The organism is Streptomyces poriferorum (assembly GCF_019399235.1).
GTDB lineage: Bacteria > Actinomycetota > Actinomycetes > Streptomycetales > Streptomycetaceae > Streptomyces > Streptomyces poriferorum.
Window position 1 is genome coordinate 25810 of the sequence record NZ_JAELVH010000165.1, and the last position, 14973, is coordinate 40782.

12 protein-coding genes are annotated in these 14973 nt (G+C 71.2%); all 12 read right to left on the reverse strand.

The window, feature by feature from the left end:
- Nucleotides 1-17: 17 nt before the first annotated feature.
- Entirely contained in the window at nt 18-1718 is a 1701-nt protein-coding gene (locus JGS39_RS25750) for a proline--tRNA ligase (RefSeq protein ID WP_219571914.1), read from the reverse strand.
- 73 nt (nt 1719-1791) lie between these two features.
- The gene (locus tag JGS39_RS25755; protein WP_219571916.1) at nt 1792-2367 is read right to left on the reverse strand and encodes a GNAT family N-acetyltransferase; all 576 of its coding nucleotides are present in this window, start codon (nt 2365-2367) and stop codon (nt 1792-1794) included.
- Between the two features lie 62 nt (nt 2368-2429).
- The gene (locus JGS39_RS25760) at nt 2430-3272 is read right to left on the reverse strand and encodes a GNAT family N-acetyltransferase (RefSeq protein ID WP_219571935.1); all 843 of its coding nucleotides are present in this window, start codon (nt 3270-3272) and stop codon (nt 2430-2432) included.
- A 171-nt stretch (nt 3273-3443) separates the two neighbouring features.
- Complete coding sequence (gene ispG / locus JGS39_RS25765) at nt 3444-4598, reverse strand: flavodoxin-dependent (E)-4-hydroxy-3-methylbut-2-enyl-diphosphate synthase (protein ID WP_219571918.1); 1155 nt, start codon at nt 4596-4598, stop codon at nt 3444-3446.
- A gap of 184 nt (nt 4599-4782) precedes the next feature.
- The gene (locus JGS39_RS25770) at nt 4783-6093 is read right to left on the reverse strand and encodes a M50 family metallopeptidase (RefSeq protein WP_219571919.1); all 1311 of its coding nucleotides are present in this window, start codon (nt 6091-6093) and stop codon (nt 4783-4785) included.
- The gene (gene dxr / locus JGS39_RS25775; RefSeq protein ID WP_219571920.1) at nt 6090-7343 is read right to left on the reverse strand and encodes a 1-deoxy-D-xylulose-5-phosphate reductoisomerase; all 1254 of its coding nucleotides are present in this window, start codon (nt 7341-7343) and stop codon (nt 6090-6092) included. Before dxr ends, JGS39_RS25770 begins: the two co-directional genes overlap by 4 nt.
- Before the next feature lie 82 nt (nt 7344-7425).
- The gene (locus JGS39_RS25780; protein WP_219571922.1) at nt 7426-8184 is read right to left on the reverse strand and encodes a hypothetical protein; all 759 of its coding nucleotides are present in this window, start codon (nt 8182-8184) and stop codon (nt 7426-7428) included.
- 108 nt (nt 8185-8292) lie between these two features.
- Complete coding sequence (locus tag JGS39_RS25785; protein ID WP_371930490.1) at nt 8293-8784, reverse strand: nucleotidyltransferase domain-containing protein; 492 nt, start codon at nt 8782-8784, stop codon at nt 8293-8295.
- Nucleotides 8785-8847: 63 nt separating this feature from the next.
- Entirely contained in the window at nt 8848-10095 is a 1248-nt protein-coding gene (gene aroA / locus JGS39_RS25790; protein WP_219571926.1) for a 3-phosphoshikimate 1-carboxyvinyltransferase, read from the reverse strand.
- Between the two features lie 84 nt (nt 10096-10179).
- Nucleotides 10180-12141, reverse strand: a complete 1962-nt coding sequence (locus tag JGS39_RS25795; protein ID WP_219571928.1) for an acyl-CoA dehydrogenase family protein — start codon at nt 12139-12141, stop codon at nt 10180-10182.
- 247 nt (nt 12142-12388) lie between these two features.
- Complete coding sequence (locus JGS39_RS25800) at nt 12389-13834, reverse strand: aldehyde dehydrogenase family protein (protein ID WP_219571930.1); 1446 nt, start codon at nt 13832-13834, stop codon at nt 12389-12391.
- A 131-nt stretch (nt 13835-13965) separates the two neighbouring features.
- Nucleotides 13966-14973, reverse strand: a 1008-nt coding sequence (locus JGS39_RS25805) for a PucR family transcriptional regulator (protein ID WP_219571932.1), incomplete at its 5' end; no start/stop codon positions are given.

Genomic DNA, 14973 nt, shown 5'->3' on the forward strand with positions numbered 1-14973 from the left:
GGCATGTGGCCGGGCGGTCAGCCCTGCTCGGTGAGGCGGGCGATCGCCTCGTCGACCGTGAGCTCCTCGCGCTCGCCGGTGCGGCGGTCCTTCAGCTCGAGGACGCCCTCGGCCGAACGGCGTCCCGCGACCAGGATCTTCGGGACGCCGATGAGCTCGGAGTCGGTGAACTTGACGCCGGGCGAGATGCCCGGGCGGTCGTCGACCAGGACGCGCAGGCCGGCGGCGTTCAGCTTCTCGGAGACGTCGAGGGCGAGCTCCGTCTGGAGCGCCTTGCCCGCGGCGACGACGTGCACGTCGGCCGGGGCGATCTCGCGGGGCCAGCACAGGCCCTTGTCGTCGGCGGTCTGCTCGGCGAGCGCGGCCACCGCGCGGGAGACGCCGATGCCGTACGAGCCCATCGTGACGCGGACGGGCTTGCCCTGCTGGCCGAGCACGTCGAGGGAGAAGATGTCGGCGTACTTGCGGCCGAGCTGGAAGATGTGGCCGATCTCGATGGCGCGGTCCACCTGGAGGCCGGCGCCGCACTTGGGGCAGGGGTCGCCCGCCTCGACGACGACGACGTCAAGGTAGTCGTCGACCTCGAAGTCACGGCCGGCGACGACGTTCCTCGCGTGCTTGCCCTCCTTGTTGGCACCCGTGATCCAGGCGGTGCCGGCGGCGACGCGCGGGTCGGCGATGTAGCGGACCTTCTCCAGACCCTGCGGTCCGACGTAGCCGCGGACGAGGTCGGGGCGGCCCACGAAGTCCTCGGCCGTGACGAGCTCGACGACGGCCGGGGTGAGGTGCTCGCCGAGCTTGCCGAGGTCGACCTCGCGGTCGCCGGGCACGCCCACGGCCACGATCTCGCCGTCGACCTTGACCAGGAGGTTCTTCAGGGTGGCGGAGGCCGGGACGCCGAGGTGGGCGGCGAGGGTCTCGATGGTCGGGGTGTCGGGGGTGTCCAGCTCCTCGACGGGACCGGTCGCCGAGCCGTCGACCGGGGTGGCGTTGAACGTCACGGCCTCGGTGTTGGCGGCGTAGTCGCAGTTCGGACAGTCGACGAAGGTGTCCTCACCAGCGGGCGCGGGGGCGAGGAACTCCTCGGAGGCGGAGCCGCCCATGGCGCCGGAGACCGCGGAGACGATGCGGTGGTCGAGGCCGAGCCGCTCGAAGATCCGGATGTAGGCGCCGCGGTGCAGCTGGTACGCCTCGGCGAGACCCTCGTCGGTGGTGTCGAAGGAGTACGAGTCCTTCATCTGGAACTCGCGGCCGCGCAGCACGCCGGCGCGGGGGCGGGCCTCGTCGCGGTACTTGGTCTGGATCTGGTACAGGATCACGGGCAGGTCCTTGTAGGACGAGCACATGTCCTTGACGACCTGGGTGAAGACCTCTTCGTGCGTCGGGCCGAGGAGGTAGTCGGCGCCCTTGCGGTCCTGGAGCCGGAACAGCAGGTCGCCGTACTCGTCGTACCGGCCGCTCGCCTCGTACGCCTCCTTGGGGAGGAGCGCGGGGAGCAGGACCTCCTGGCCGCCGATGGCGTCCATCTCCTCGCGAACGACGCGGGTGATGTTCTCCAGGACCTTCTTGCCGAGCGGCAGCCAGGACCAGATGCCGGCCGCCGTGCGGCGTACGTATCCGGCGCGGACGAGGAGCTTGTGGTTGAGCGTCTCGGCGTCCGCCGGGTCGTCGCGCAGTGTCTTGATCATCAATCGGGACATGCGCTGGACCTGGGCCATGATGAACTCCTGCTCGGAAGGGTGATGTGCAGGAGGTTAGCCGGGCGGCACCGGCGGGCGGAAATCGATTGAGTCAGGGACGCCCGGGGCGGAGCAGCGGAAGGGGTGCTCCCATGACCGCGTACGGCATGGGAGCACTGGGGAAATGCACCTGCCGGGCGAGGTCCCGGTAGCCGAGCGACCGGTACAGACCGCGTGCGGGACTCTCCGTGTCGATGGCGGAGAGGATCGAGCGGGGCTGGTCGACGGCGTCCGTGATGGTGGTGATGAGGCCGCGGCCGACGCCCCGGTTCTGGAACTCCGGGTGGACGTGGAGTTCGGTGATCACGAAGGAGTCGTCGAGCCAGCCTGCCGAGCCGGTGGCCCGCAGGTGGGGCTCGACGACGGTGGACCACCAGTGGCCGCGCTCGTTGGGCATGCCGTAGACGAACCCGACGAGGCCGCCGTCCGGAGTCAGGGCGCCGAGCGCGCGGGCGAAGGGGTGGTCGAGGTGTCTGAGGACGATGTGGCGTCGTACCTCGATCTCTTCGGGGCCGAGTCCGAAGGCGACGGCCTGCACGGCGAGCGCCTCGTCCACGCGTGCGGCGAGATCGATCGGCCCGATCCGGACGCCGGTGGTGTGGGGTCCTCCCCCGGAAGCTGCTGCCATGAGCAGACCCTACTGTCCGTGGCGGGGTGCGTGGTACGGGCCGGGGCGGACCGGCGGAAGGATCAGAACAGGACGCTCATGAACGCGCCGGTCTCGCGGAAGCCGATGCGCCGGTACGCCTTGCGCGCGGGGGTGTTGTAGTCGTTCACGTACAGGCTGACGATCGGTGCGACGTCGGCCAGCGCGTACCGCAGGACGGCTGCCATGCCGGTCTCGGAGTGGCCCCGGCCGCGGTACTCGGGGGCGACCCAGACTCCCTGGATCTGGCAGGCCTGTGCGGTGGTGGCGCCGATCTCCGCCTTGAAGACGACCTTGCCGTCGTCGATCCGGGCGAAGGAGCGGCCGGCGCCGATGAGCTCGGCGACGCGGGCCTGGTAGAGGAGTCCGCCGTCACCGGCGAGCGGGGAGATGCCGACCTCTTCGGTGAACATGGCGACGCAGGCCGGCATGAGGACGTCCATCTCGTCCTTGCGGACGCGGCGGACCAGGGGGTCGGGTGCCACATCGGCGGACGGGCTCTCGGTGACCATGAGCGGCTGGTTGGCCCGGACCTCGCGGGCGGGGCCCCAGCCCGGTTCGAGGAGCCGCCACAGCTGTGCGGTGGGCCCGGCCGGACCCACGATCGAGGAGCAGCGGCGGCCGGCCCTGCGGGCACGGTCGGCGAAGGCGCGGACGGCCTCGGGGGTGGCGCAGATGGGGACGAGGTTGGCTCCTGAGTAACAGAGCGACCGCAGGTGGCCGTTGGCGTACCAGCCCCACATCTCGCCGCCCAGGCGCCAGGGGTCGAGGCCTGCGATCTGGACCCGGGAGGTCACGAAGGCGTTGGCTACGGGTTCGCTCTCCAGCACCGCGAGGGCGGCGCCGAGGTCGCTGGGTTCGAGGACCCGGGTGGTGGTCTGCGTCAACACGAGGGGGCCTCACCATGCGGTCTGCTGATTTCCGCACTGTACCCAAAGAGGCTGTGGCACGCCGCTTGTGGCCGTGAACAGCCTCCGCGACCCCCGGTGACGTCGCTCACGGACAGCGCCCCGCGCGGAGGGTTGCTCCGGCGGGGCGCTGTCGTGGAAGGCATGGGGTCAGCTGATGGAGACCTCGGGCTCGCCCGAGGCGATGCCGTCCTTCTCCATCTGCTCGGCGATCTTGAGGGCTTCCTCGATGAGGGTCTCGACGATCTTCGACTCGGGCACGGTCTTGATGATCTCGCCCTTGACGAAGATCTGACCCTTGCCGTTGCCCGAGGCGACGCCCAGGTCTGCCTCGCGTGCCTCGCCGGGGCCGTTGACGACACAGCCCATCACGGCGACGCGCAGCGGGACCTCCATGCCCTCGAGACCGGCGCTCACCTGGTCGGCCAGCTTGTAGACGTCGACCTGCGCACGGCCGCACGACGGGCAGGACACGATCTCCAGCCGCCGCTGCTTCAGGTTCAGCGACTCCAGGATCTGGAGCCCGACCTTGACCTCCTCGGCCGGTGGCGCCGACAGCGAGACGCGGATCGTGTCGCCGATGCCCTCGCTCAGCAGGGCGCCGAAGGCGACGGCCGACTTGATGGTGCCCTGGAACGCCGGGCCGGCCTCGGTCACGCCGAGGTGCAGCGGGTAGTCGCACTGGGCGGCGAGCTGCCGGTAGGCGTTGACCATCACGACGGGGTCGTTGTGCTTGACGGAGATCTTGATGTCCCGGAAGCCGTGCTCCTCGAAGAGGGACGCCTCCCACAGCGCCGACTCCACCAGCGCCTCGGGCGTGGCCTTGCCGTACTTCTTCAGCAGTCGCGCGTCCAGCGAACCGGCGTTCACGCCGATCCGGATCGGCGTGCCGGCGTCGTTCGCCGCCCGCGCGATCTCCTTGACCTTGTCGTCGAACTGCTTGATGTTCCCGGGGTTCACCCGGACCGCGGCGCATCCCGCGTCGATCGCGGCGAAGACGTACTTCGGCTGGAAGTGGATGTCGGCGATCACCGGGATCTGCGACTTCGAGGCGATCGTCGCGAGTGCGTCCGCGTCGTCCTGGGTCGGGCACGCCACGCGGACGATCTGACAGCCCGAGGCGGTCAGCTCCGCGATCTGCTGGAGCGTGGCACCGATGTCCGACGTACGCGTCGTCGTCATCGACTGCACCGAAACCGGCGCGTCCCCACCGACCGCCACCGACCCGACCTGGATCTTGCGGCTGACCCGCCGTACGGCGAGCTGGGTCGGAACGGTGGGCATTCCGAGAGAAATCGCAGTCATGCGCTGAGCATCCCCAAGGTGTGGATCGAGGTCCCGAAGTCGGCGGGCTCCGGCCTTCGAGGTTACGGCACCGAGCACGGCGTGAAGCACACCGCGTCCGGGAACCCGGGCAAAATATGGGGTCCCGGACGCACCGTGCGCATCCGCCGTCACTCGGGGTACAGGCGCCCCCGGGACGGCCCGGTCAGGAGATCTTGACCGGGTTCACGACGTCGGCGACCAGGACGAGCAGGGTGAAGCAGATGAACACCCCGGCGACCACGTAGGCGACCGGCATCAGCTTGGCCACGTCGAACGGGCCGGGGTCGGGGCGCTTGAAGATCCGCGCCACGTTCCGCCGCAGCGCCTCCCACAGGGCCCCCGCGATGTGGCCGCCGTCGAGCGGCAGCAGCGGCAGCATGTTGAAGAGGAACAGCGAGAGGTTGAAGGTGGCCAGGACGAACAGCATCATGGCGACCTGGTTCTGTGCCGGCACGTCCAGGTTCATCACCTCGCCGCCGATCCTGGCCGCGCCGACGACGCCCACCGGGGAGTCGGCCGCGCGCTCGCCGTCCGAGAAGGCCGCGTCCCACAGGGCCGGGATCTTGGACGGCAGAGCGATGATCGAATCGACGCCGTTCTCGATCATGTCGCCCATGCGGACGACGGAGTCACCGAAGGAGAGCGGGACGATCTCCGTCTGGGCCGCGAAGCCGAGGTAGCCGGCGGAGACGTACTTCCCCGGGATCACCTCGCCGTCGGAGTCCTTCTTCAGCACGGCGTTCTTCTTGAGCACCGCGTGGAGCGTCTTCTCCTGCCCGTCGCGCTGGACCGTGATGGTAGCGGGGCCGATCGTGTCGCGGATCCTGTCGGAGAGGACGGACCACTCGTCGATCTTCTGGCCGTTGAACGCGACGATCTTGTCGCCCACCTTCAGGCCGGCGGCCTGCGCGGGCGAGACCGGGTCGGACTCCTTGCAGGTCTCCCGCTTCTCGCTCTGGGAGATCACACACTTCTGGACGCCCGCGACATCGGTCGTCTGCGTCTGGAAGCCGAAGGTCATGGCCACGCCGAGGAAGATCGCCACGGCCAGGATCAGGTTCATGAAGGGGCCGGCGAACATGACGATGACACGCTTCCACGGCTTGCGCGTGTAGAAGAGGCGCTTCTCGTCGCCCTCTTCGAGCTCCTCGAAGGCGGCGGATCTGGCGTCCTCGATCATGCTGCGCCACGGCGAGGTGGACCGCGCCTCCACCCTCCCGTCGGCTCCGGGCGGGAACATCCCGATCATGCGGATGTAGCCGCCTGCCGGGATGGCCTTGATCCCGTACTCCGTGTCGCCCTTCTTCCGCGACCAGATCGTCGGGCCGAAGCCGACCATGTACTGGGGGACGCGGATACCGAAGAGCTTCGCCGTCGACAGGTGGCCCAGCTCGTGCCAGGCGATGGAGAACAGCAGGCCGACGACGAAGATGGCGATGCCGAGAATCGTGAGCAGGATCGACGTCATACTCATGCGCGCGCCTCCGCGGTGGCCTTGGCCGAAAGTTCCTGGGCCCGGGTCCGTGCCCAGGCCTCCGCTTCAAGGACGTCCGCGACCGTGAGGGAAGTTCCCGTCGCGGGCGTTCCGTGTTCTTCCACCACCGCGGTGACCGTGTCCATGATGCCGTTGAACGCCAGCCGGCCGTCGAGGAACGCGTCCACGCACTCCTCGTTCGCCGCGTTGAACACCGCCGGGGCGGTGCCGCCGAGCGTGCCCACGTGCCGTGCGAGTCCGACGGACGGGAAGGCCTCCGTGTCGAGCGGGAAGAACTCCCACGTGGACGCCTTCGTCCAGTCGAAGGCGGGCGCCGCGTCGGGTACGCGCTGCGGCCAGCCGAGGCCGATGGCGATCGGTCCGCCCATGTCGGGCGGGGTGGCCTGGGCGAGGGTGGAGCCGTCGGTGAACTCGACCATGGAGTGCACGTACGACTGGGGGTGGACCACGACCTCGATCCGGTCGAAGGGGATGTCGTAGAGGAGGTGCGCCTCGATGACCTCGAGACCCTTGTTGACCAGGGTGGCCGAATTGACCGTGATGACCGGGCCCATGGCCCAGGTCGGGTGGTTGAGTGCCTGCTCGCGTGTGACGTCGGCGAGCTCGCTCCTCGTACGTCCCCGGAACGGGCCGCCGGACGCGGTGACGACGAGCTTGCGGACATCGGCGCGCTTGCCGGCCGCGAGCGCCTGGAAGAGCGCGGCGTGTTCGGAGTCGACCGGGATGATCTGGCCGGGGGCGGCGAGCGCCTTGACGAGGGGGCCGCCGACGATCAGCGACTCCTTGTTGGCGAGCGCCAGCGTGCGGCCCGCCTTCAGCGCGGCCAGGGTGGGGGCGAGCCCGATCGAGCCGGTGATCCCGTTCAGCACGGTGTGGCAGTCGCTGCCGGCCAGCTGTGTGGCGGCGTCGGGTCCGGCCAGGATCTCGGGAGGCTGTTCCCCTGCTCCGTACTCCTTGCGCAGGGCCTCACGCAGGGCCGGTACCGCGTCGGGAGAGGCGACGGCGACCGTGCGCACCCTCAGCCGGCGCGCCTGCTCGGCGAGGAGGGCGACCCGGCCGCCCGCCGCGGAGAGCGCGGTGACGCGGAAGCGGTCGGGGTTGCGCAGCACCAGGTCGATGGCCTGGGTGCCGATGGACCCGGTGGAGCCGAGGATGACGAGATCCCGGCGGCCTTCCACGGCGTCGAAGACGAGGTGCGGGTCGGCGAGGGGGGCGGGGCTGTCGCTCATGCCCCCCATTGTCACCGCATCGGCTGTGCGCACTGACAGCGCGTCCCTCGCGCCGTGTGGTGGCTGCTCGCTCATCGAGCCCTCAGCCCTTCGCCGCGCGGAACTTCGCCCACTGGGCGGCCATCACCTCGGGCGGCACCCCGCCGATGTCCTCGGTGGAGGTGATCTCCGCCCGGAAGGAGAGGGTCGTGGAGCCGGAGCGGACGACGGTGAGGTACTCGTACAGCTTCTGCTGCCCCTTCACGTCGAGGATGGTGAAGCGGTACGCCTTCGCCTCGTCGGCCTCGGCCGCGAAGGCGGGGGCCTTGGCGGGCTCGGCCTTCAGGTATTTCGCGGCCGCGACGGCCCGCTGCTCGGTGAAGCCGCCGGCGCAGTCGCGGCCGGCCTTGTCGAGGGCCTTCATGACGGTGGCGGCGCCGCCGCTCGCGTAGCTGCGCAGGGTGACGTCGACGGTGACGCCGAGCATCTCGTCCGGGACGTCGACCTTGCGCTGGACCTCGGCGGCCGGGTCCGGGTCGCTGACCTCGCCGGAGAGGCTGACCAGCGGCTGGCAGCCGTCGGGGACGGCGGTGTACGCGTCGCCGAGCGGGCCGTCGAGGACGTATTCGGACGCCGTGTACGTGCCGGCCTTCTCGCCGTCGGTGAAGGACGCGGCCTTCAGGCGTGCCTCGTCGGGCGCCGCGGGCGCGGCCGAGGCCTTGCCGTCCTTCTCCGCACCGGCGGAGCCGGCCGGGCTGTCGTCGTCACTGCCGCAGGCGGACATGCCCAGCGCCATCGCGGCCACCATCCCCACGACCACCGGCCGGCGCAGTCGGCCCCGCAGGTTCCTCACCCCGTGCATGCCTGTCCCCATCTCCCTGGTCCCCGTTTTCCCTGGTGCTTCGTCGTGCGCGTGGGCCGGTGCTCGATCGTGCCGCATTCCGTCGGTCGAGGTCACCGGCCGGGCGGCTCAGAAATGTGTGGCCACACCGAACTCCCTGCGGAGCCGGTCCATGTCGTGCAGGTCCGCCTCGCCGGGCTCGTATCCCTGGTGGAACTCGACCTGCTGCCCGACCGAGATGCAGCGCACCCGCGTCCCCGCGATGGTTCCGGTGACGAAGCACTCCGCCGGGTAGCGGAACGGCTTCTCCGGATCGAGCGAGGACTGGACCGCCGACCCGTCGGGGGCGAACCGCAAGGGATGCAGGTCGATTTCCGGCCCGGACGGGTGGCTGAGGACGAACCGTGCGGGGCGCCAGTCGAGCGTCTGAGCGTATCCGGCCGCCGTCAGGGCGGCGACGAGAGCGGGCTCCTGCTCGCGGCGGTGCAGCAGATCGAGATCCTTGTGGCTGCGGGTCTCCTCGCCGAGCAGCGCGTCGACACCCCAGCCTCCGGCGATCACCACATCCGCACCGGCCTCGCGCGCCACGCGAAGGACGGACAGTACATCGGAGGCGGACATCATGCCGCGCAGCCTAGCCGCCCCGCGCCGGCTCGTGTCCGGAGGTCGTCGCGGCCCGCGGCCCTATCCGTTCAGGAGATCCGCGAACCCGGCGAAGACCTCGTGGAAGCGCGGGAACGTCTTGCGTACGCAGCCGGGGTCGTCGTACGTGATGCCGGGCGTCCGAAGAGCGGCGACGGCGAAGGACATGACGATGCGGTGGTCGCCGTGGGTCGTGATCTCCGTGGGACGCGGGGTGCCCGGCTGGATCTCGATCCAGTCCGGACCGGTCGTGACCGTGATGCCCATGCGCCGCAGGTTCTCGGCGCACGCCTCCAGCCGGTCGCACTCCTTGACCCGGGTGTTGCCGACGTCCTCGATGCGGACGGGCCCCGAGGCGAAGGGGGCGATCGCGGCGAGCGTCGGCATGGTGTCGGAGATGTCCCGCATGTTGACGGTGAGACCGCGGAGCCCTCCGGTGGAGCGGACCGTCGTGGCGTCGGTCGTCATGTGCACCTCCGCGCCCATGCGGCGCAGCACGTCGACGAAGCGCAGATCCCCCTGGAGGGCGCCCTGTCCGAGGCCGGGGACGGTGACCTCGCTGCCGGTGAGCGCCGCCGCCGCGAAGAAGTAGCTGGCGGTGGAGGCGTCGGGCTCGATGGCGTACGTGGTGGCCCGGTAGCCGCCGGGCGGCACCGTGAAGACGGTGTCGCCGGGGCCGCCTCGGGTGACCTCGACGCCGAAGCTCCGCATCATCGCGAGGGTGATCTCGATGTACGGCGCCGACACCAGATCGGTGACGGTGATCGTGAGCCCCTGTGCCGTCAGCGGCCCGAGCATCAGCAGCGCGGTGAGGTACTGGCTGGACTGCCCGGCGTCCAGGGTCAGTTCGCCGCCCTTGATGCCGGCGGCCTCGATACGCAGCGGGTGGTGGCCCTCGGCGGCCTCGTGGTGGAGGTCGACGCCGAGCGTGCGCAGCGCCTCGGTGAGCGGGGCGAGCGGGCGGCGGCGCATCTGGGCGGAGGCGTCGAAGCGGTAGCTGCCGCGGGCGCCGGCCGCCGCGAGGGTCGGCAGGAACCGGGCGGTGGTCGCGCCGTCCCGGCAGTAGACGTCGGCGTCGGTGGCGGCGGGACCGGCGGGGCGGCCCGTGATGCGCCAGGCCTCCGGGCCCGGCTCCACGGCATAGCCGAGGGCGGTGAGTCCTTCCGCGAAGCCTTCGGTGTCGTCCGAGCTCAGCGGACGTACGAGAGTGCTGGTGCCGTTCGCGGCGGCGGCCAGGAAGAGGGCGCGCGCGGTGACGGACTTGGAACCGGGGACATGGATGACGGTCACGGGCGCCCATCCTGCCGTGTCGGGCGCACGGCGGCGGGGCACGTCCAGCGCGTGGACGTGCCCCGCCCTTCCGGCTTCACGGGCTCAGCGGATCGGCCGGTGCTGGTTCTCCCGGGTCGAGGGGCCCGGGGTGGCGTCGGCGATCCACGGGCCTTCGCCGCTGGGGTCGACGATGCCCTCCTCCAGCCAGGTGTACGTGCCCGCGAGGACTCCGTCGACGACCTTCCGGTCGAGGTCGTCGGTGTTGGACCAGAGCCGGGTGAAGAGCTCCTCGATCCTGATGCGGGACTGGCGGCAGAAGGTGTCGGCGAGCTGGTACGCCTCGCGGCCGTGGTCGTTCTCGGCGCGCAGGTGCTCGGCGCGGACACAGGCGGCGCTCATGGCGAAGAGTTCCGCGCCGATGTCGACGATCCTGCCGAGGAAGCCCTGTTTTGTCTCCATCCGGCCCTGCCAGCGGGACATGGCGTAGAAGGTGGAGCGGGCCAGTTTGCGGGAGGCCCGTTCGACGTAGCGCAGGTGCCCGGACAGGTCGGCGTGGCCGGTGGGGTGGAAGTCCCCGTACGTGCGCGGGAGCTGTCCCGGTCCGGCGACGAGCTTCGGGAGCCACTTCGCGTAGAACCCGGCGGCGTTCGCGCCCGCCCGGGCCTTGGCGGAGAGCGGCTTGTCGGGGTCGATGATGTCGCCCGCGACCTTGAGGTGGGCGTCGACCGCCTCGCGGGCGATCAGCAGGTGCATGATCTCCGTCGAGCCCTCGAAGATCCGGTTGATCCGCATGTCGCGGAGCATCTGCTCGGCGGGGACGGCCCGTTCACCGCGGGCGGCGAGGGAGTCCGCCGTCTCGAAGCCCCGGCCGCCGCGGATCTGGACCAGTTCGTCGGCCATGAGACAGCCCATCTCGGAGCCGTATAGCTTGGCGAGCGCCGCCTCGATCCGGATGTCGTTGCGGTCCTCGTCCGCCATCTGGGAGGAGAGGTCGACCACGGCTTCGAGGGCGAAGGTGGTCGCGGCGATGAAGGAGATCTTGACGCCCACGGCCTCGTGCCGGGCCACGGGCCGGCCCCACTGCTCACGGACGGCCGACCATTCCCGGGCGATCTTCAGGCACCACTTCCCGGAGCCGACGCACATGGCGGGCAGGGAGAGCCGGCCCGTGTTGAGGGTGGTGAGGGCGATCTTGAGCCCCGCCCCCTCGGGACCGATGCGGTTCGCCGCGGGGACCCGCACCTGGTGGAAGCGGGTGACGCCGTTCTCCAGACCGCGCAGCCCCATGAAGGCGTTGCGGTGTTCCACGGTGATGCCGGGGGCGTCGGCCTCGACCACGAAGGCGGTGATGCCGCCCTTGCTGCCTTCCGACTTCGGTACGCGCGCCATGACGACCAGCAGGTCCGCGACGACGCCGTTGGTGGTCCACAGCTTCACCCCGTCGAGGACGTAGTCGTCCCCGTCCCGGACGGCTGTGGTGGCGAGCCGCGCGGGGTCGGAGCCCACGTCCGGTTCGGTGAGGAGGAACGCCGAGATGTCGGTACGGGCCAGCCGGGGCAGGAAGGTGTCCTTCTGCTCCTGGCTGCCGAAGATCTTCAGGGGCTGCGGCACGCCGATGGACTGGTGGGCCGAGAGCAGGGCGCCGATCGCGGGGCTGGCGGAGCCGGCCAGGGCGAGGGCCTTGTTGTAGTAGACCTGCGTCAGTCCGAGCCCGCCGTACTTCACGTCGATCTTCATGCCCAGCGCGCCGAGTTCCTTGAGGCCGTTCACGACCTCGTCGGGGATCTTCGCCTCGCGCTCGATCAGGGCGCCGTCGATCCGGGTCTCGCAGAAGTCGCGCAGCCGGGCGAGGAACTCCTCGCCGCGCCGCACGTCCTCGGCGGCGGGCGTCGGATGCGGATGGATCAGGTCGAGCCGGAAGCGGCCCAGGAAGAGTTCCTTGGCGAAACTGGGTTTGCGCCAGTCCTGCTCGCGCGCTTCCTCGGCCACCTGCCGCGCTTCGCGTTCGGTGACCTTGGGCGTGTGCGGTTGTGCGGACGGACGTTGTGCGGATGGTGCGGACATGAGGAGCTCACCTCGCCGCTTCGTCGGGTGGGTGGTCCCGACAGGTCCGCTGCGGCCGGGGTCCGTCCGCGCTTGCGTACCTATCGGTTCTACTCGTCCGTATGTACCCGATTCCTGCCACCGCCACCAGCCTTCGGGCGCCGATCGGGTCGGTCACCACTCCACTGCCCGCTACGGCGTGCGGCATGCCGGAACGGCTGGAGCCCCCCGCACAGTGGGGCCCCAGCCGTCGTTCCTTCGCCCGTGGTTACAGGGCCAGGCCGGTGAGGACCAGGACGCGCTCGTAGGTGTAGTCGTCCATCGCGTAACGGACGCCTTCGCGGCCCACGCCGGACTGCTTGGCGCCGCCGTACGGCATCTGGTCGGCGCGGTACGAGGGGACGTCGCCGATGATCACGCCGCCGACCTCCAGCGCGCGGTGGGCGCGGAAGGCGGTCTGCAGGTCGTGGGTGAACACGCCTGCCTGGAGGCCGTACTGGGAGGAGTTCACGGAGGCGAACGCCTCGGCCTCGCCGTCCACCTTCTGGACCGAGAGGACCGGTCCGAAGACCTCCTCGTGGGAGAGGGTGACACCGTCGGGGAGCTCGGCGAGGACGGTCGGCGCGTACGTGGACCCGTCGCGCTTGCCGCCGGCGAGCAGCTGGGCGCCGGCCTCGACGGCCTCGTCGACCCAGGACTCGACGCGCTTGGCGGCGTTCTCGTCGACGAGCGGGCCGACGTCGGTGGCGGCGTCGGACGGGTCGCCGGTGACCTGTGCCTCGACGGCCGCGACGATCTTCGGCAGGAGCCGGTCATAGACGGCGGCGTCCGCGATGACGCGCTGCACCGAGATGCAGGACTGGCCGCCCTGGTAGTTGGAGAAGGTCGCGATCCGGGTCGCGGCCCAGTCCAGGTCCGCCTCGGAGGCGTAGTCGCCGAGGACCACCGCGGCACCGTTGCCGCCGAGCTCCAGGGTGCAGTGCTTGCGCGGCACCGAGTCCATGATCGCGTAGCCGACCGGGGCGGACCCGGTGAACGAGATCACGGGGAGGCGCTCGTCCTGGACGAGGGCGGGCATGCGGTCGTTGGGGACCGTCAGCACCGACCAGGAACCGGCGGGCAGGTCGGTCTCGGCCAGCAGCTCGCCCAGGATCAGCGAGGAGATCGGGGTGGCGGGGGCGGGCTTCAGGATGATCGGGGCGCCGACGGCGATGGCCGGGGCGACCTTGTGGGCGCTCAGGTTCAGCGGGAAGTTGAACGGGGCGATACCGAGGACCGTGCCGCGCGGGAAGCGGCGGGTCAGGCCGAGCCGGCCGGTGCCACCGGCGTCGGTGTCCAGGCGCTGGGCGTCACCGCTGTTGAAGCGGCGGGCCTCCTCGGAGGCGAAGCGGAACACGGAGACCGCGCGGCCGACCTCGCCGCGCGCCCACTTGATCGGCTTGCCGTTCTCGGCGGAGATCACCTGGGCGATCTCCTCGGTGCGCTCCGTCAGGCGCCGGGCCACGTGGTCGAGCGCGGCGGCGCGGACGTGGGCCGGGGTCGCGGCGAACTCGTCGCGCACGGCGTGCGCGGCGGCGACGGCCTCCTCCACCTGGGCCTCGGTGGGCACGCTGACGGTGCCGACGAGACGCCCGTCCCAGGAGTTGGTGACGGCGAAGCTTTCCTCGCCGGTGGCCTCGCGGCCGGCCAGCCAGAAGGCGTGGGTGGAGGTCATGGAGGTTCCGGCCCTTCGATGGCGTGGGGTGTTCCGTCCCTACCGTAGGGCCGTGGTGTCCGCCTGGCGTTTGTCCGGCGTGGAGCACAAGCGGGGCGCGGTGCGCCGGTTTGTCGCAGGCGGAAGAGGGGTTACGACGCCGTCGGCGGGCTCGCGACCTTGAGGGCGAGCCACAGCTCCATCCGTACGTCCGCGTCGTCCAGCGAACGGCCGAGGATCTCTTCCACCCGGCGCATGCGGTAGCGCAGGGTGTGCCGGTGCACCCCCAGGTCCGCCGCGGCCGCGTCCCACTGGCCGTGGTGCGAGAGCCAGGCCCGCAGGGAGGCCACGAGGTCGCCGCGGCCCTTGGCATCGTGCTCGTACAGGGCGCGGAGCATTCCGTCGGCGAAGGCCCTGACCGCGTCGTCCGCGAGCAGCGGCAGGACGGACCCGGCGGCCAGTTCCTCGTGCTCGACCAGCGCCCTGCCCCGGCGGCGGGCGACCGAGAGTGCCTGCTCCGCCTGTTTGTACGCGGCGGACACGGCGATGGGCCCCGCGGGGGCGGAGAGTCCGACGACCACCTCCGCATCCGGTGCCGCAGGTTCGCGCGGGGGCGCGGCCTCCTGCGCCTCGGCGTACGCGGCGCAGGCGGCGACCGCGGCACCTCCGTCGGCGGCCAGCACGACGAGGCGTTCGCCCTCGGGCACCATCAGCAGCGTTTCGCCGGAGCGGGCGGCGGCGGTCTCCATGGCCTCGCTGAGCTGCGCCGTGGTCGACGCTTCGGCGGCCTCGGCAATGAGGAGCCGGAAGGGCGCGTCGAGCAGCCCGCCGTACAGATCCCCGGCGACGCCGCGCGCGTGGTCGGGCTGGCCGGCCAGGAGCATGCGCAGCACCGCGGCGCCGAGCCGCTGTTCGGCACCCTGGAGCGAGCGGGAGCGCGCCGTGGTGAGGGTGAGCAGGGCGACCGCCGAGTGCACCGCGTAGCGCTCCGCGGTGCCGAGCGCCGCCCCGGTGCCCACGGCCAGTGCGCCGCGGACCCGCCGGCCGGTGCCCAGGGACTGGAGCTCGACGCGGTCGTCGGTGTCACCGACGACGACGCTGGCCGGCGCCGGGCGCTCCCGCAGGCGCTCCACGTCCGGGGTGAGCCGGGCGGCGCGGCG